14 protein-coding genes and 1 tRNA gene are annotated in these 17,930 nt (G+C 49.7%); 7 read left to right on the top strand and 8 right to left on the bottom strand.

Annotated features, from left to right (window positions below):
- Both G451_RS0124585 and G451_RS0124580 read left to right on the top strand, forming a co-directional pair.
- A partial coding sequence (locus G451_RS0124585; RefSeq protein ID WP_027186313.1) for a transposase occupies positions 1 to 277 on the top strand: 277 nt, incomplete at its 5' end.
- Positions 278 to 1,029: 752 nt separating this feature from the next.
- Entirely contained in the window at positions 1,030 to 1,920 is an 891-nt protein-coding gene (locus G451_RS0124580) for an FkbM family methyltransferase (RefSeq protein WP_084448764.1), read from the top strand.
- Positions 1,921 to 2,064: 144 nt separating this feature from the next.
- Here G451_RS0124580 and G451_RS31555 read toward each other — a convergent pair whose 3' ends face one another.
- Both G451_RS31555 and G451_RS0124570 read right to left on the bottom strand, forming a co-directional pair.
- Positions 2,065 to 3,420 (bottom strand): phosphatidylserine decarboxylase family protein, encoded by a 1,356-nt coding sequence (locus tag G451_RS31555; protein ID WP_211236388.1) that lies wholly within the window; start codon positions 3,418 to 3,420, stop codon positions 2,065 to 2,067.
- 112 nt (positions 3,421 to 3,532) lie between these two features.
- Positions 3,533 to 3,626: transfer RNA gene (locus tag G451_RS0124570), tRNA-Ser, on the bottom strand.
- 272 nt (positions 3,627 to 3,898) lie between these two features.
- On the opposite strand from G451_RS0124570, the gene G451_RS0124565 reads away from it, so the two are divergent.
- Complete coding sequence (locus G451_RS0124565; RefSeq protein WP_027186311.1) at positions 3,899 to 5,071, top strand: aminotransferase class I/II-fold pyridoxal phosphate-dependent enzyme; 1,173 nt, start codon at positions 3,899 to 3,901, stop codon at positions 5,069 to 5,071.
- 3 nt (positions 5,072 to 5,074) lie between these two features.
- Positions 5,075 to 6,367, top strand: a complete 1,293-nt coding sequence (locus G451_RS0124560) for a homoserine dehydrogenase (RefSeq protein WP_027186310.1) — start codon at positions 5,075 to 5,077, stop codon at positions 6,365 to 6,367.
- 184 nt (positions 6,368 to 6,551) lie between these two features.
- On the opposite strand, the gene G451_RS34450 is transcribed toward G451_RS0124560, so the two are convergent.
- A complete protein-coding gene (locus G451_RS34450) occupies positions 6,552 to 6,716 on the bottom strand; it encodes a hypothetical protein (protein WP_156921809.1) in 165 nt (54 codons plus the stop codon).
- A 196-nt stretch (positions 6,717 to 6,912) separates the two neighbouring features.
- On the opposite strand from G451_RS34450, the gene lepB reads away from it, so the two are divergent.
- Positions 6,913 to 7,512, top strand: coding sequence for a signal peptidase I (lepB, locus tag G451_RS0124550; protein ID WP_027186309.1), 600 nt, complete (start codon positions 6,913 to 6,915; stop codon positions 7,510 to 7,512).
- Between the two features lie 3 nt (positions 7,513 to 7,515).
- Positions 7,516 to 9,048: a YifB family Mg chelatase-like AAA ATPase gene (locus G451_RS0124545; RefSeq protein WP_027186308.1), complete on the top strand. Its 1,533-nt coding sequence runs from the start codon at positions 7,516 to 7,518 to the stop codon at positions 9,046 to 9,048.
- 301 nt (positions 9,049 to 9,349) lie between these two features.
- On the opposite strand, the gene G451_RS0124540 is transcribed toward G451_RS0124545, so the two are convergent.
- From G451_RS0124540 to G451_RS0124530, 3 genes are all read right to left on the bottom strand, one after another.
- A complete protein-coding gene (locus G451_RS0124540; RefSeq protein WP_027186307.1) occupies positions 9,350 to 11,149 on the bottom strand; it encodes an amidohydrolase in 1,800 nt (599 codons plus the stop codon).
- A 246-nt stretch (positions 11,150 to 11,395) separates the two neighbouring features.
- Positions 11,396 to 13,486, bottom strand: a complete 2,091-nt coding sequence (locus G451_RS31550; protein WP_051261872.1) for a methyl-accepting chemotaxis protein — start codon at positions 13,484 to 13,486, stop codon at positions 11,396 to 11,398.
- Between the two features lie 470 nt (positions 13,487 to 13,956).
- Complete coding sequence (locus G451_RS0124530; RefSeq protein WP_156921808.1) at positions 13,957 to 14,400, bottom strand: hypothetical protein; 444 nt, start codon at positions 14,398 to 14,400, stop codon at positions 13,957 to 13,959.
- A 248-nt stretch (positions 14,401 to 14,648) separates the two neighbouring features.
- On the opposite strand from G451_RS0124530, the gene G451_RS33335 reads away from it, so the two are divergent.
- Positions 14,649 to 17,186, top strand: a complete 2,538-nt coding sequence (locus G451_RS33335; protein WP_051261871.1) for a pentapeptide repeat-containing protein — start codon at positions 14,649 to 14,651, stop codon at positions 17,184 to 17,186.
- On the opposite strand, the gene G451_RS35235 is transcribed toward G451_RS33335, so the two are convergent.
- Complete coding sequence (locus tag G451_RS35235) at positions 17,183 to 17,590, bottom strand: helix-turn-helix domain-containing protein (protein ID WP_051261870.1); 408 nt, start codon at positions 17,588 to 17,590, stop codon at positions 17,183 to 17,185. The two genes, G451_RS33335 and G451_RS35235, sit on opposite strands and share 4 nt — an antisense overlap.
- The gene (locus tag G451_RS35465; RefSeq protein WP_425387528.1) at positions 17,571 to 17,891 is read right to left on the bottom strand and encodes a type II toxin-antitoxin system HigB family toxin; all 321 of its coding nucleotides are present in this window, start codon (positions 17,889 to 17,891) and stop codon (positions 17,571 to 17,573) included. The genes G451_RS35235 and G451_RS35465 overlap by 20 nt, the downstream gene beginning before the upstream one ends.
- Positions 17,892 to 17,930: the final 39 nt, after the last annotated feature.

The following is a 17,930-nucleotide window of genomic DNA, read 5'->3' as shown; positions in this document are numbered from 1 at the left end:
ATACGCAGCGTTTTCCGCAGAAGAAGCCAGACGCCTTGCGCAACGCCTTGAAATACACCATACCCCCAAGCATGGGAGTTGGTTGAACATTGCTGAAATAGAATTGAGCGCCTTGAAACGTCAGTGCCTTGCCGGCCGGATTGATTGTATTGAGAGAATGCGTACCCAAGTCCAGGCATGGAACGAAGATAGAAACAACCGCCAGTCACAGGTCGACTGGAGATTTACGACCAAGGATGCGCGCATCAAGTTAAAGCGCCTATATCCGAAATTTTAAATTATACTATGTACTAGGGTAAAGAGAGACAAAACGCGCATGTTCGCCTCGTGGAGTTGCAGGTTGAATTGATGCTCGTTTTTCTTACCTATCAGATCCAATCGGCCAGAGCTACGATTTTAGTGCGCAACGTACTGTAGAGTGAACATAAAATTTGGGAAATATTACCCGCTAAAAGTTTTTTCCATCAAAATTTCCTGTTTCTGTCAGTAATGAGCAAGAATGCGTGCGATAATTGAAGCGTGAACGTGAAACAACCGCACCGCATTCGCCTCGTCTTCTGCGGTAACGTCATCGTAGCGATAACTTCACTATTGATGCCGAATGTCCGTTGTGTTGAACATTATATTTTCTATTCGTACGCCAATGAAAAGGAGTGGTCTCCATCGCCGTACGCAGGACTCTCACTCCCCGGCTATGCAAAGTTGGCCCAAGTACGAACCATCTACATCAAACAGATATCATGATTGTCGAGTTCGATGCAGGTGAGCGTTCATAATCAGACTAGAAAAGGAGTAATAAGACAAATCAGAACAAATGGACATGTCCCTGACGGAAAAGATTTTGAACATTTAAATCTATATTATTCAATATTTTACCATCACATTGCATCCAAATACGACCATGCAAGAAGGAACATACACCATTGCAATCGTTTGTCATATAACATATGGGAAAAAAATTATTGTTATATGTTATTCTTTACCAAAAACATTCTCAAAAAGCTAAAAACTAAAACATCGTGAGGATTTATGAGAAGACCATTTCTAAAATTACTAAAAATGACAGCAAAGGCACTAAGCATTGATATTATCAAATTCACAAACAACAATAAATATCATTATCCAATCTACATTTCTAAAGATGGAGATATCTCTATAGCATTATCACTAGACAACTATGAGCCAGAACTCGATTCTGTATTTTCTTTTCTCATCAAAAATCATGATGGTGCATTTATTGACGTAGGAGTAAATGTTGGACAAACAATAAAAAAACTCTATAGCCTTGGTTTCAATGCCATGTATGTTGGCTTTGAGCCTGATATCACATCGTGTTTCCTTGCCAAGAGATTCATCAATGCCAACGCGCTTGAAAACCATCACATTATCCCTGTTGCTGCTGCCGATAAAACAGGTCCAATTATGTTGCAATATCGCAAGCTAAACTGTGACCCAACGACTTCTATTGATTCCAAATACAGGCCTGATGGTTTTCACACCTATTCGAAATGCGTCTATGGAACCCGTGGAGATGAAATTGTCGACGAGTTTATTAAATCCCCAATTGCTACCATCAAAATTGATGTTGAAGGTGGAGAACTCGAGGTATTGAAAGGGTTTTCCGGAACTATAACAAAATGTTCACCCTACATTGTTTTTGAAATCTTGAATCATTTCCTTCGTGTGACGAAAGAAAAATTACAGAATGATATCGTTGAGTACAGGGAGCAAAAGCTGAGAAAGCTTGAAAATTTTTTTGTTGAGCATGAATACAATGTATACCAAATACAGTTCAACGGAGCTCTTACCAAAATCCAACGATTTGAACCCGATAGAGAGGATAAGACTCCAACAAACTATATCGCTGTACACAAAGATAATGCAAGTTCTTTCCTCCAAAAACTCAATGAATCCTCCTGAGCTCTCCAATAGACTCTTTAGGTGAACACGATTCTTTATTTCCAACGCAAAAACGGCCGCATAAAGCGGCCGTTTTGCTCTCGTGAAGGGTAAAATCTTGCACGAAACGTGACGCCCAGACCCAGCTGAGCTTGATGATATATGTCAATCGACAGGGATATGTTTTCCGGTGTCGCGTCCGTTTTTCACCGTGGCGATACGTTCGCGCACGAGGATGTTATGGGAGTGGACATCCGGTTCCTGGCCGTGCAGATCAAATTCAAGTTCCACGCCCGGACGAAACAGCAACACATGCGTGGAACCACCGTAGTGGAACATGCCGAGCTGTTCACCCTTCTTCACATGTTGCCCTTCGACAACCGTGATTTCATTGGACGACACTTCGGCCATGCCGATAAACAGGACACACATCAAACCGATGTCCGGGTTATCAGCCTCAATGCAGACGAGCGCTCTGGCTGCCAGGTGCGTTATATATCCCTGCGACAGGTTGGGGCCGGCAGGGTCGAAGCCTTCGCATTGGGCTTGCGCGTAATAGGAACCTTCGATCAACTTGGTTTGAACCACCGTCCCGCTGACCGGGCTATGCCATCGGTGATAGCTCAACGCGCTGAGAAATGCCTGATAGACCGTCCCGCCGACGAATTGCTTCGCCATGGGGTCTCCATCGAACATGTGCGCCAAGGAATACGGCTGCCCCTTGAGCCAAAACGTATCGCAAAAGTTGACCTTCGTTTCCAACCGATACGGGGCTGACTCGCATGCATTGGCAATGACGGTATCGTCCTCCGGCGCAGCCACAGGGCGTTGGTCCTCACGCAGTGTTCGAGTGAAGAAATCATCCCACGAGGCATAGCCGTAATACGGTGCCGTCGGATCACAGACAAAATCTTCAACAAACGTGGGCATCGCCTGTTGCGCGTCGCGGCCAAACCAACCGTGCTCGGGGTCTTCGGTCAAAACATAGCGCGATTCCGGAGACTCGAGAAATTTGGCCCATTCATTCAATATTTTTTTGAGCTGCTGATTGACCTTTTGATTCAGAAACGCCGCTGTGCCGGCTTGTGTCCCCATCGCCCAATTCAAAATGGCATTCAAGGGAAAGCCGACCAAACCGGTCGTGTTGAACTCCGGTGCCCGTGTCAAAATCACATTCATGAGTTCCAACATATGTTGGTAATCTCTGATTTTCGGGCCCCCGGTGGGGTCTTGGGCGAACTCGGGCGTATGCGGTACCTGAAGAAACATCTCCGTAAAGAGCATGTACAATTCAGGATCGTTTTCTATAAGTTCTTTGAACTCTTGAAGCACGGGCGCCAAGGGAGGTCTCGCCTCCTCGACCTTAGCTTCTAATATAAGTTCATCTGCCCAGGCGTCTAATATCTGCTGATCTGACGCTAACCATTTTCCAACCTGGTACGGTGCTGATTTTACCGGCGCATCAACCTCAAAAGGCAGTACCGACGGGCGTACCAGCGACGCGAGAATTGCTCCTGCCAATGCTGCTTCACCTCATAAACGGGGGCAATTGGTCGGGTCACAAGGTGAACACGACGTATGAAAAAAAAACCTGGATGTTAGCTCCCGCTAACACCCAGGAATTATAGCCTTGTGGCGGAGAGGGAGAGATTTGAACTCTCGATGGAGGTCTACCCCCCATACTCGCTTAGCAGGCGAGCTCCTTCGGCCGACTCGGACACCTCTCCGCATGATTGGCGTCACCGCCTGGAGGAGGGGTATATAGGCACTGAGGAAATTTCTGTCAACAAAAAAATCATCCTCTTGACGAGTTCGTCCAAGCAAGTCACAACAAGCGGTGTCGGCTCCCCCGCAACTTGAGTGGTTCGCAGTCTTTTTCTGTGGATTTGATCCTGTCTTTTATACCTAAATTGCTTCCGGCTTTGACAGGACAGGGTCACACGGATAGATTCGCGCGATCCCAAACGTCACTTTTTGTTCTTAAGGAGAACACGGTCCAATGGAAAAGTTTGCGAGAATGAATCGCCTTCCCCCCTATGTTTTTGCGGTCGTCAACGACCTCAAAATGCGCATGCGTCGTCAAGGGGAAGACATCATCGACCTTGGCATGGGCAACCCAGACATCCCGACACCTCAGCATATTGTTGATAAGCTTGTTGAAGCATCGGCAAAGGGAGTCAACCACCGTTACTCGGCATCCAAGGGTATTCACGGTTTGCGCCTGGCCATCGCCAACTGGTATCTTCGTCGGTTTGGCGTGGAGCTCGATCACGACAAGGAAGTTGTGGTCACGATGGGTGCCAAAGAAGGCCTGGCTCACCTTGCCATGGTCATGCTCAACCCGGGCGATGTTGTCTTCGCCACCGATCCGGCATACCCCATCCACCCCTTCGCAAGCATCATCGCCGGGGCAGATGTCCGGCGTATTCCTATCGGACTAGACCGCAATTTTTTTGATGATCTGCTTTTGGCAACAAAACAGACCTGGCCTCAGCCCAAATTGCTTATTCTTTCGTACCCCCACAACCCGACGACGGCTGTTGTGGACATTGAGTTCTTTGAAAAAATCGTGGATTTCGCCAAAGAACACAATATGTACGTCATTCACGACTTCGCCTACGCCGATCTCGGGTTCGATGGCTACATGCCACCGAGCTTCCTGCAGGCCAGAGGCGCAAAAGATGTGGGCGTCGAATTCTTCTCCCTGTCCAAAAGCTACTCCATGGCCGGCTGGCGTGTCGGTTTTTGCTGCGGCAACCCGGACATGGTGCATGCCCTCACCCGCATCAAAAGCTATCTCGACTATGGTATTTTCCAGCCCATTCAGATTGCGGCCACGGTTGCACTGAACGGCCCTCAAGAATGTGTCAAAGAAATCGTGGACATCTATCAAGATCGTCGCGATGCGTTGATTGAGGGGCTCAATCGTATTGGCTGGGACGTTCCGCCCCCCAAAGCAACCATGTTCGTCTGGGCGGAAATTCCGGATGAATTCAAAAAAATGGGATCGGTCGAATTCTCCAAGCTCTTGCTGAAAGAAGGACATACCGCCGTATCCCCCGGACTCGGTTTCGGCCATTACGGCGACGACCGCGTCCGCTTTGCACTTGTGGAAAACAGACATCGTATCAATCAGGCTATACGCGGCCTGAAAAAAGTCATCTCGGGGTAACATGTGAACAACGATCCGATTCGTATCGGCATTGCCGGTCTTGGCACTGTGGGTTGTGGCCTGGCCACTATTTTGGACGAAAACGACGACTGGATCGCGCGCCGTCTCGGGCGCCATATCCGTATCAAGACCGTTGCCGTTCGCGATACGACCAAAACCCGTGCCTGGACCCCGCCGAGCGACGTCGAGGTCACTCGCGATTGCTTCACGATGGCCGAAGATCCCGAAATTGATATCGTGGTCGAACTCATGGGTGGCATCAAAACCGCTCATGAACTCATCACGCGATCCATTCGGGCTGGCAAGCATGTCGTAACCGCCAATAAAGCCCTGTTGGCCGAACGCGGTCCCGAACTGTTTGCGCTTGCCGCCGAGCACAAGCGTGGTCTCTATTATGAAGCCAGTGCGGCCGGTGGCATCCCCATCGTCGAAGCACTCAAGGAAGGCCTCGCCGGAAACCGGATCTCAGGCATTGTCGGTATCCTCAACGGAACGGCCAACTTCATCCTGACGGAAATGGCCGACAAGGGCGTCTGTTTTCAAGATGCGCTCAAAGGTGCTCAAGACCGCGGATTTGCCGAAGCCGACCCCACGTTCGACATCGAAGGAATCGACGCGGCGCACAAGCTCGTTGTCCTTATCCGGCTTGCTTTCGGGCAGGATTATCCCCTGGCCCGTCTCCCGGTCAAAGGTATATCCGACATCGATCCGATCGATATCGAGTATGCTCGGGAACTCGGCTATGAGATCAAACTCATAGGCCGCGTGGTCGACGAGGACGGTCAGCTTGAAGCCGGCGTATTCCCCATGCTTGTCAAAAAAACCTATCTGCTCGCGCAGGTATGCGGCTCCTTCAACGCGGTTCGAGTTGAAGGCAATGCCGTTGGAGCGGTGCTCTTTCAAGGAAAGGGCGCAGGAGCACGCCCCACTGGCAGTGCCGTTTTGGCTGACATTATGGCGCTTGTACGCGAAGGCTCGTGCGTCAATAACCTCGGTTTCGATGACCCGAGCTTGCCACAAGCCAACATCATGCCTCCGGCAATGGCCTCCAGACCCCATTATTTTCGATTCAATGTCGAAGATCGTGCCGGTGTCATGGCGGCATTGTCTCGCGTCATGGGGGAACGAGATATCTCCATTGCCCAGGCCGTGCAAAAAGGAGAACCCAAGAACGGTACCGTTCCTATCGTTTTTCTCACGCATGGCGCACGCGAAAAAGATGTTGCCGAAGCCCTGGAAGAAATCGGCGCGATGCCGTTCATTATGTCACCCATTGTACACCTGCGTGTACTCTAAACCTTAAAGTTATTGTCCTGAAACGTCGTCACGACGTTTCAGGACATTTTTTTTCGTCCCTATGTCTAATACCGCTGCTCTTCACGAATCCGTTCTGCTCTTGTGCGACGCGTGTTGTGATCGCTCCGGAACACTGAAAGAAATGTTTAAAACCGGCGGATGCACCTGTGATATCTGCGGATGGTCATGTAAATGCTGTGGAGATGCCGGTCGGCAATTCGTCAACCGTATCCTGACACGACACATCCCGGATGACGGTTGGCCCATCCTCCAAGAGCGCAATCGGCGCAGCCTCACTCCCGTAGACTGGGAGGCTGTATTTTCCCAAGGACGGCGACGTGATCGACATGAGTCTTGATCGCTTCTTTCTCCGTCATGACCGCGGTTTATCCAAACGGAACACTTGAGGTTGCAATGCAACGCATTCAACGGTAAACATCTCCGTTTTCCTATCAACGTATCAATTAATACAAACTTGGTTCCGTGGGATGCCGGTCAGCTTCGCGCAGATACGCCTTGGCCGACGTCTCCCCTCGGAGGGTCGCATGAATCCCAGATGGCAAAAAGTTCTCCTTGAATACATTGAAGCGCTCGCCGTAGCACTTGTTCTCGCTCTTATTATCCGAACCTTCGTGGTTCAGGCTTTTAAGATACCGTCCGGATCCATGCTGGAAACGCTTCAAATTGGTGACCATCTGCTTGTCAACAAATTCATCTATGGTCTCAAAATCCCCTTCACCGATACCATTCTCGTCGATATCGACAACCCCCAACATGAAGATATCATTGTTTTCGAATTTCCTGAAGATCCCTCAAAAGACTTCATTAAACGTGTCATCGGTCTGCCCGGCGACACCCTTGAGATCCGGAATAAAGACGTCTATCGCAACGGTGAAAAGCTCGTCGAACCCTATGTCCAACACACCGACCCCAACATGGTTGGTCGACGTGACAACATGGCTCAAATTACTGTTCCCGAAGGGAAATATTTTGTCATGGGCGACAACCGGGATGAGTCGTACGACTCTCGATTCTGGGGGTTCGTTGACCGCGAAAAAATCAAAGGCAAAGCCCTTATTATTTATTGGTCTTGGGACGGCTTTCCCCACGTGCGCTGGAATCGTATCGGCAAACTCGTGGAGTAGCCTGTGCTATCCAGGGTGACGTCGGCCGCCCTGATCGGCATCGACGCATTCGCCGTTCATCTTGAGGTGGATCTCGCCCGACAGGGCATGCCCGCCTTCACCATGGTCGGCCTGGCAGAAGGCGCGGTCCGCGAAAGCAAGGAACGCGTCTTCTCGGCCCTGAAAAATAGCGGCTTTAAGCTCAGCCCAGCCCGCATCACCGTCAATCTCGCCCCGGCCGATGTCCGCAAAGGGGGCAGCGCCTACGACCTGCCCCTGGCCCTCGGCCTTCTCGCGGCCTTGGAAATCATCCCACCGGAACGTCTCGAAGGGTTTGTCATCGCTGGCGAGCTCTCGCTGTCCGGCGCAATACAGCCCGTTCCCGGCATACTGCCATTGGCCGTCATGGCCCGTGACATGGACGCCAAAGGGATCATCGTCCCGACAGCAAACGCGGCCGAAGCTGCGGTTGTCCAAGGTGCTCTGGTTTACGGAGCCAACACCCTTCTCGACGTCGTCCAGTTTCTTACCGGGGAATCCAACCTATCCTCGACGCTGCCCAGCGAACATTTCGGCAAGCGCATCGCCAGTGATTTCGATATTGATTTCAATGAAGTCAAAGGTCAGGAACACGCCAAACGCGCCATTGAAATTGCCGCAGCCGGCGGTCACAATTTGCTTTTCCTTGGTCCTCCCGGTTCAGGCAAGACCATGCTCGCCCGCCGTATTCCGACCGTACTCCCACCGCTCACCTTCAATGAAGCCCTGGGGGTGACAAAAATCTATAGCGTCTCCGGCCTCCTCCCCCTGGGAAAAGCGCTTGTCACCGAGCGCCCTTTTCGCTCTCCCCATCACACCATTTCCGATGCCGGCCTTATCGGCGGCGGGTCGTATCCCAAGCCGGGAGAGGTTTCCCTTGCGCATTCCGGAGTCCTGTTTCTCGACGAACTTCCTGAGTTTAAAAAGACCGTGCTCGAAGTCTTGCGCCAACCCCTCGAAGAGGGGGCTGTCACCATTTCCCGCGCGGCCATTTCCATAACGTATCCGGCCGATGTCATGCTTGTTGCGGCGCTCAACCCGTGCCCATGTGGATATCTCGGCGATTCACGGCACGAGTGTACCTGCTCGCCGATGCAAATCCAGCGTTACCGCTCCAAGCTGTCCGGTCCTCTCCTCGACCGTATCGACCTGCAAGTCGAAGTCCCGGCCGTAGACTACAAGGACCTCCGGCAAGATACGGGCAGTATCGATTCCGCCACGATGCGATCGCACATTGAAGAAGCCCGTGCCCGTCAAGTCGAGCGTTACAGCGGTCTGCCCATCCCGGACAACAGTCACCTGTCCGGCCGTCACCTCTCGGCATTCTGCCCGCTTACCGATGACGAGCACCGATTTCTCGAAGAAGCCGTCCGCCGTCTCGGTCTCTCCGCTCGCGCCCACACTCGCGTTCTCCGACTCGCCCGAACCATCGCCGACCTCGAAAGTGTCGACAACATCAGCGTCCCTCACCTTGCCGAAGCATTGAACTACCGAAATATGGATCGCCAAGTCGTGTAGGAAGAAGAGAAAAAAGAGAGAGAGGGGGTAAAGGGGCGCCTTCGGCGCTGAAAGGCTTGCCTCCGGCGGCTGGGGAGGATTATCCTCCCCAGACCCCACCTTCTGGACACATGCAATGAGGACCGGGGCTGAAATGATCTGTGGTTCGTGAAACGTTGTCGAGAGAGCTTCAACTCTGGCAGCACATAACAAGGTCAAACCGTTAAAAGTTTTTGAAGAGGGGATGACTCTGCACTCACTTTTTGAAAATAATTTTCAAAAAGTGAGTGCAGAGGTCGGAGGCAAGCTCCCCCCTATTCTCCTATTCTGCCTTATATACAGTCTTTCCTTCTTTGATTGTCTCAAGGACTTGGATGTCGCCGATTGTTTTGGGGTCTACGGTCATCGGATTCTTGTCCAGAATGACGATGTCCGCGAGCTTACCCTGTTCCAGCGTCCCTTTTCTGTCCTCTTCGTGGTACTGCCAGGCGGCATCTTTGGTAATGGCTCGCAAGGCTTCGTACGGCGTGATACGTTGATCCGGGCCGAGAAGTTTGCCGCTGCTTGTAATACGATTCACCGCCGCCGATGCAACCGGAAGCATGCCTATACCGGCAACAGGCGCATCGTGATGGAGAGTGATCTTCATGTCACGATTCAAGGCCGAACGACTCGGGTCAATGCGAGCTGCACGTTTGGGACCGAGAAAGATATCGCGATGTCGGTCTCCCCAAAACACCACGTGAATGGGGAAAAAGGACGGAACCAAGCCGTATTTCGCCGCTTTATCGAGTTGATCTTCACGAATGGTTTGCGCGTGAACGATGATGTTGCGTAAATCCGGTTGCGGATCATTCTTGTAGACGGCTTCTATGGCTGTCAGAAGCATATCCACAGCGGCATCACCGTTGCAATGGGCTTGAAAAGGAATCTGCCTGTCCTTACACACCTGAACCCAATGCGTTACATCTTTCTGGCTCATGCCCGGATAGCCACGATCTGTATTCTGGTGCTCTTCCTCGGGCTTCGTGTCATGACTGGTATTGTTCGCGGTTTGATAAAACAATCCCGTAACGGCATCGGATTCACAGGAGTCCGGCTCGGGTTCTCCATTTTTGAGTTCTTTATAATACGGCTGCGTCAAGTAGGCTGTATAACCTTGAATGGAACCATCCAAAACGAGCTTCAAGCCACCGGGACGAAGCCGAGCAGGATGCCGCCAATTTTTCGCAATATCATCAACCGTGGAATCCTTCGCGCTCTTGTACAGTGGATAGGCAACAATATCGATCGGCAGTTCACCCCGCGCATCCAAGGCGCGAAACAGATTCATCACATCTTCTGAACTTGCACCGTCACATGCTGTCGTTATCCCGGAGGCGGCGTACTTTTGTAGCCCTTCCTGCAACATCTTCAACGCATTTTCCTTTGTCGGTGGCGGCACACTGGCAACAAACTTCATCAGAGCCGCTTCTTCCACAACGCCATTCGGCTCCTTGCTGCCGGGTTCGCGCTGATATCGACCGCCTTCAGGATCGGGTGTTTCCGCCGTAACACCAGCATCTTTCAGCGCCAGGCTGTTGGCCGCTCCAAGGTGGCAACTGATATGAATGAGAAAAATGGGATTGGTTGTCGATACCGCATCCAGGTCCTTCCGATTCGGATGTCGCATTTCTTTGAGATTCGTATCGTCATAGCCCCACCCGAAAACCCATTTTCCGGGCGCTGGTTTCTCTTTTGCAATGTATTCGCGCAATTTTCGTTGAATGTCGGCAATCGATTTCACATCGCCAATGGGAACGGGATCAAGGTTAACGGTGGAAAACTTCGCAGACTGCAATGACACATGCGAATGCGGATCAATAAACCCGGGCATCAGGGTTTTACCTTTGAGGTCGACGAGTTTTGTCTCGTCTCCCTTGAGGGCCATCACATCCTTCTTGCTGCCTGTGGCAACAATGTTTCCATCTGCAACAGCAAGCGCTTCTACCTGGGCACCATCGCTCACCATGGTCACAATCGGTCCACCGAAATATATGACGTCGGCCGTCTCTGCCGCCAACGCGGGTAGCGCACCCAATATCCAAAGCACTATGAAACAAAGAATAATACGGTGTAGCACAATCACTCTCCATGCAATATGTTCACTTTTGTGATGATACGCCTAAGACAGCAGTACTTCATTCATACAGCATACCAAAAAAAAAGAAAGCATGTATCACCAAGCACAACGTAACGTATCAAGCAAACGGTTTGCTTTCGATCTGAATACACCACATTAGAACAGCGCCTGGAGCAACATCAAACGGCCAACGACAATGTTCGTCGGCCGTTTGAAAAAAGGTCTATCGAGCACTCTCCAAGACCGTCATGTACCCAGCGCGAGAACGGATTCGCACGAACCGGCTCCTTGCATGGTCTCGATCAGTTGGTTCAGTTCTTGGGCCTGATGAGCCAGGGCGTCAACGTCCTGCGTCGAGTCCACCATAGCTTGGGTTGTTTCGGCACACAGTGTACTCACATCTTCAATGGAACGGCTGATTTCCTCACTCGCTGCGGATTGTTCTTCGGCAGCCGTGGCGATGGACCGAACTTGGTCCGTGGTTTCGTCCACCAAGGAAACGATTTCGCGCAACGATTCTCCCGAGGAGCCGGACAGCGTATTGACTTCTTCAATTTTCGTCACGGAACGTTCGACATTTTCTATGTTTTTCTTGGTTCCCTGTTGAATGCCTTGAATGGCGTCCCCGACTTCCTTGGTCGCATTCATGGTTTTTTCTGCCAGTTTTCGCACTTCATCGGCAACAACAGCAAACCCGCGTCCGGCTTCCCCTGCTCGGGCTGCCTCGATAGCCGCGTTTAATGCAAGGAGGTTGGTTTGATCTGCAATATCGGAGATGACATTCATCACCTGACCAATGGCTTCTGCCTGCTTGCCAAGCGCGCTCATATCGTCCTTGAGCCCAATAGATGTCTGGTGAATGGCTTCAATTCCTTGAATGACGTCCCCCACAATAGAGGCTCCATTTGCCGCTTTTTCTTTGGCATTGGTTGCGGTTTCAACGGCCAAGCCTGCACTGCGCGCCACTTCGAGAATACTGGCACTCATTTGCTGCATGGCGGTTGAGGCTTCTCCGATACGTGCTTGCTGCACCGAGGCGGATTCGGAGGCCTGCTCAACCTGATGGGCAACATTGGCAGAGGCTTCGGCAATGGTGCGGGAAATCACATCGGCATTATTGGCGACTTCCGCAATTTTTGCGGTCTGTTCTTCGGCTTGATGCTGCTGGCGTACAATGTCGGTGATATTGGTCACCAGGGCCAAGCCCGCCACCACGTTGCCATCCAAATCCACAACAGGAGCTGCATCGACTTTGCAATGCAAGCTATGCCCCTTTCTCGTCTTCACTTCCGCCATGGCATTGGCAATGACCGTCTTCGTTGAACAGACTTTTTCCGTCACCGTTGGTCTTGTATGATCATTATAAAAGAATTTTCCGGCGTGTATTCCGACATACTCTTCAGGTGTCCCCCCAATCTCAATGAGATCGATAACGGCCTGATTGACGTGGATAACATTACAATCCACATTCGAAATCACACACGGGGTGATAATCGCATCCATAATGCCTTGCGCAAATCCGAGCTTTTCTTTCAGTGCCGTCACCATCGCCGTTATGGTCTTGGCCAAATCCCCCCATTCATTGGATGATGAAAAAGACATTTCAGCATGTAAATTTCCTTGTGAAATTTCGTGAGAATAGGCCAATAACCGAGAAAGTGCGATGCTCAATTCCCGAAATACAAGCCAGCTTGCGAGGATGCACAATCCAATAAAAATGCTGGAGACGACGATAATCACGGTTGTCTCGCGTTGTGTTTCGGCTTCCATGTTTTCTTGTCGCTGCTTGCTCTCGGTTATTGAAGCCTGAAGAATGTCCGCAACCAACACATCAAGAGCATCAGTCGGTGCTCTATCGATTCCTCGTACCATTTTGTCGACGCGTTTTCCCGACTCCGGATCGGCTGTATCGTAGCTCTTCAAGGCTTTTTTATATTCTTCTCCAAGTTGTATGAAATCCGTTTTCAGATTCTTCGCACCCGAAGTCTCTAATCCCATTCGTTGTTGCATCTGAACGATTTCATCAAGATGTGACAAGAGCATTGATTCATCGTTTAAAAAACTCTTATGATACTTCGCAAAATCCTGAGCGTTATTTCCACGTAACAATATATCCTTCCATTCCTGAACTTGTTTTTTGAAGGTGACTTGAGCAGTTCTGGCAAGATCAACTAAATGGATATAGTCATCATCCATACGAGAGAGCTCAATCATTTTTGCACTATCTTGATATGATTTCGATATATTGAAGACGAGCATTGTCAGCAGCGCGGCGAGAAGGAGGAACAAGACAACAAACAGCTTTGTTGTAAATCGTAACGATTTGAGCCTCTTCATAAATCGTCTCCCACCTATAAAGCGTTATGTTTTTAGATATAACAGTAATACTACTTTTTCATGAGGATTCTTCATATTCTTGAACTCATAGCGAAGCTGTATACATTTGTCAAAAAAGAAAAGAAGTAGCACCATTCATTCTTCATCCACGAGATACTGGCTACAGGAGCGCAAAGATGAAGGATATATTGTGTACAATGTGATGAAGAAGGAAGGAAAGAAAAAAATGGAATGATCACATTCAGGGAGGGAAAATATCACGTCGATGGAATTTCTTCCATATCAACACGACAAGCTCATCGTTTCGATATAATATTATGTGGGCTATAGCTTTTCTACACTGATATTCGTTCTCAGAGTACAAAAATATATAGCCCGATATACAGAACGACGGTGAACATTTCGTTTCAAACTCAAGACCACATGGATGCGTTACATATTATACGAACTCCAGTTGGTGCGTTGATATTTCAGCCCGACAAAGATTCCGCCTTCAACCCCCCGGCATTGACTTTGCCGATAACTCCAATCTGATCACCACCAATGACCGCTTGAATTGCTGCGCCATAGTTGGAGGTATCGACGCCTTCGGTATACCCGAGTCCAACGGAATTCCAGCTTCCATCCGTCGTGGACAGCTCCCACGATGCCGGAGCGGTTCCCACGGGATAGGCATTCACAAAATTCAGCACCGCGTTTCGATCTGCCGCAACGACTTGGGGTTCAATCAACTGCGCCGAGGTTTCTCCGATGGAAGACAACATCCCCGTTTGCGCAGCCGCAGACATCACCGGCATGAGGAGCAACATCAGCTCATCGTCATCGTTCGTTTGTGCGTGACAGACCGCTCCCCCCCATGGCGCCACGCTGAAGAGAGCCACAACTATCACCATCGTTCTCAACACTCGCATCATACAACTCCTTGTTTGCATTGCCCCCCTGCGAAAAGAACGACCACACATGCTGCAATCGATTTTCATACCTTTCAATGCGAGAACCATACCTCCTATGAAGCCAGCATTGCCAAACCGCAAAAAAATCTTCTAAGGTACATAAAAAAGAAACGATACAAATACGAATACAGCTCAAGAGACTCGAATACATCGCAATGCGCGATGAAAAATGATGAATTTTCATCGTTAAAACAAATAAAAGAATCAGCATGCCGAAATCTCATAAATCCGTGTTTCAAACGATCTTCTCTCGTATCCGACTGCCACAAAAACACCGCCCGGATGCAACACGATGTGATACCGTCTGTGTCAACCAACTGCGCGACGCCATCCATCAACAAAGTGTCCATGCGCAAGGCAACTTCCTCGCCTATCTGGCTATTCTCATCTATTTCTTTGTGGCGGTGACGAGCACAACACATGAAGACTTACTGCGCGAAACAGCGAAAGCTGTTCCGTTACTCAATATCCAATTGCCGCTCTGGTGGTTTTTTCTGGCTGGCCCTCTGGCCTTGACCGTCATCCACCTTAATTTGCTTCGGCAATACTATTATTTATCCATCAATCTGAAGCGGCTCGATGCGGCACTCTGCCAGAAATATGGGAATGGAAAAAAGGGTAAAGAATGCTACGAGCGCGATTTGCATGCAAATTTTTTGCTGACAACGCTCTTTTTAGACAGAGATATGCCCACGGGGTTACGATTTATCAGCCATATCGCCCTGTGGGCTATCAGTGTGGTTGCCCCGCTCGTCCTTCTCTGTCTCTTTCAATGGTATTTCTTGGCCTATCATGACCCAAAAGTGACCTGGATTCAACGCGGAGCATTATGTTTTGATGCCTTCACCATGCTGTATCTCTGGTACAATATATTTGATAATTCGTATCGTCGATGGCTTGCATTATCCCTAGAATTTGGTTCCATGGGCCTTTTAATCATTACTGTTGGATTGATCAATTTCCAGCTTACACTTCCAGACGAGACGAGATATATTGAAAAATCGTTACAATCATTTATTCCGAAGGACAGTGAGAAACCAGAAAAAGGCAATGATAGTATTCCTTCTTGGGCTTCATATTATGACCGCCTCCCATCAGTACCGCGGAACTTGGATATTCAAAACCGTCTTCTCTTGAAAAAAGAAATTCCTGCCGATCTCTTCACGGGGGAAAACCTTTCGCAAGAACAATATAATGAACGCGTTGCCGACTATGCAAAGAAACATCAGCTTGGTCTCAATCTCAATAAACGAAAATTAGAAGAGGCCAACTTGAATAACAGTCAACTTATCGTTGCTTCTCTTGAGAAGGCAAACCTCAAAGGCGCATATTTGACAGGGGCAAACCTCAAAGGAGCTGACTTGGCGAAGGCAAACCTCGAAAAAGCAAATTTGGAGCCAACAAACTTCTTGGAAACAGTTTTGAGGATCCCTGACATCGAAGGCAAAGCCACGTGGTGGGGGAACCTTGAAGACTCAGGATTGAAAAATGTACACCTCGAAGGCGCTGACTTGAGTGGGGCAAATCTCAAGGACGCAAGATTGGGGTGGGCAGACCTCAAAGGCGCTAACTTAACGGGGGCAAAACTCGAGCGCACTGACTTGAAAGGAGTAAAGCTTGATGGCGCGAACTTGATGGGGGCAGATATCAATAATGTGGACTTAACGGGGGCAGACCTCAAAGGCGCTAACTTAACGGAGGCAAAGCTTGTTGGGGTAAACTTTATAGAGGCAGACCTTGAAGGCGTAGACTTGACAAAGGCAAATCTCGAAGACGTAGACTTGACAGAGACGAACTTCAAAGGCGCTGACTTGACGGGTGCAAACCTCGAGGGCGCAAACTTGGGGTGGGCAAACCTTCATTGTGTAGACTCGGAAATTTTGAGGCGGGAAGCTCGTAATGGTACTGACCTGGCAATTTTGATAGAGACAAACCTCAATGGTGCAGACTTGACCGGGGCAAGCCTCAATGGTGCAGACTTGACCGGGGCAAACCTCAATGGTGCTGACCTGACGGAAGCAGCCCTCGAAGGAGCAAGATTTGGAAGGGCAGATCTCGATGATGTAGACTTGGAGGTCTTGCGGGAGGCAGACCTTGACGGCGTAGACTTAACAATTTTGAGGGAGGCAAGTCTCAATGGTGCTGACTTGACCGGGGCAAACCTCAATGGTGCTGACTTGGCGGGGGCAAATTTTCGAGGCTGTAATATGACAGGAGCAAATTTACGAGGCGCACGCTTGCCCGCTTCTTTCAAACTCGTCGATCTCCGCGACACAAATTTTGGCCCTTTAAGTCAAAACGAATGGGAAAAAGGTATTCAATCTCTCGCGAAGGATTTACCAGAGAACCTCAAAAAAAGCTTTGAATATCAGGAGTACATGGGAGAATCGCCAACCACTTCGGTCGTTCTCACGGACTGTCTGATTGATGAAAAGCAAATTCAAGCTTTAGGCTGGAAGGGACAAAGTCTGACGCCAACTCAATTTGCTCCCAAATACATACAAGCACTCATAGATACTGCTTGCAACAACAAAAAAGTAGGCATAAACACGACTTCCATCGCCAATAGCGCTCGGCTATGGCTCTACTGCTCTGAAAGCCCACAAATCAAACTCCAAGGCCTCCGACTCCTCGACAAAGCCCAATGCCCCGATGGCACCACACCATTCCCTAACCATCTTCAGAAAAAAATCAAAGAACAACTCGCCGAACTAGAAAAACAACAGGCCCCCTCTCCACCAAACTAACAATACGCCTTAACACCCTCCACGCTATAGCTCACGGGAATGACGTCACCAGTATCCTGCAAAAGCGTATCCGCCGGGATACCCAAGCCTTCGTGCAGGGCGCGGATCATTTTGAGGGTGAGTTTCCGTTTGCCGTTGAGGACTTCGGAGACTTTGCTTTTGGAGCCGATGTATGGGACGAGGTCTTTTTGTTTCAGGCCCTTTTGGTCCATCATGAATTCGATGGCTTCGATCGGCGAGGGGGCGGGAAGTGTGTAGTGCTCGTTTTCATAGGCCTCGATCAGGGTTGTCCAGACTTCCAGTTCTTCATGTTCCGGGGTGCCGGGTTCGGCATCGAAAAATTCTTCGACCCAAGCCAGGGCCGCTTCATAGGCAGCATCCGTCTTAATGACACGGATCAGCATATTTGACTTCTCCTGCATTGATTTTTTCGTATTCGGCGTGCGGGCCGAACCATTTCACGTAGCCCAATTTGACGTGAAAGTTCAGCGAAACAATCAATCTGAAGCGATTCCCTTTAATATTGAAGACGTATCTGTTTCCGCCCACATAATCGGCCGTCGGAAAGTCATTTTTGAGGTCAGCGTGGTTATCGTATTGTCGTTTAGAGACGAGGTCATGCCATGCGAGAAGGCTGCTTTTTGCATCGGAGTACTTCTCGCAATAAATATACAATGTCTTTCGCTTCAATATCCGCACGGGCATCATCTACGTGGTATAAGGTGCACTGTCAAGAAAAGTTCC

Source organism: Desulfovibrio inopinatus DSM 10711, from assembly GCF_000429305.1.
GTDB classification, from domain to species: Bacteria; Desulfobacterota; Desulfovibrionia; order Desulfovibrionales; family Desulfovibrionaceae; genus Alteridesulfovibrio; species Alteridesulfovibrio inopinatus.
This window is presented reverse-complemented; position numbering and strand designations above follow the sequence as displayed.

Bases quoted from the DNA above. Each gene is read 5' to 3' on its own strand.
- G451_RS0124565 (WP_027186311.1), top strand. From the start codon at position 3,899: ATGGAAAAGTTTGCGAGAATGAATCGCCTTCCCCCCTATGTTTTTGCG.
- G451_RS33335 (WP_051261871.1), top strand. From the start codon at position 14,649: ATGCCGAAATCTCATAAATCCGTGTTTCAAACGATCTTCTCTCGTATC.
- G451_RS34450 (WP_156921809.1), bottom strand. From the start codon at position 6,716: ATGTCGATCACGTCGCCGTCCTTGGGAAAATACAGCCTCCCAGTCTAC.
- G451_RS35465 (WP_425387528.1), bottom strand. From the start codon at position 17,891: ATGCCCGTGCGGATATTGAAGCGAAAGACATTGTATATTTATTGCGAG.
- lepB (WP_027186309.1), top strand. From the start codon at position 6,913: ATGAATCCCAGATGGCAAAAAGTTCTCCTTGAATACATTGAAGCGCTC.
- G451_RS35235 (WP_051261870.1), bottom strand. From the start codon at position 17,590: ATGCTGATCCGTGTCATTAAGACGGATGCTGCCTATGAAGCGGCCCTG.
- G451_RS31550 (WP_051261872.1), bottom strand. From the start codon at position 13,486: ATGAAGAGGCTCAAATCGTTACGATTTACAACAAAGCTGTTTGTTGTC.
- G451_RS0124580 (WP_084448764.1), top strand. From the start codon at position 1,030: ATGAGAAGACCATTTCTAAAATTACTAAAAATGACAGCAAAGGCACTA.
- G451_RS0124530 (WP_156921808.1), bottom strand. From the start codon at position 14,400: ATGATGCGAGTGTTGAGAACGATGGTGATAGTTGTGGCTCTCTTCAGC.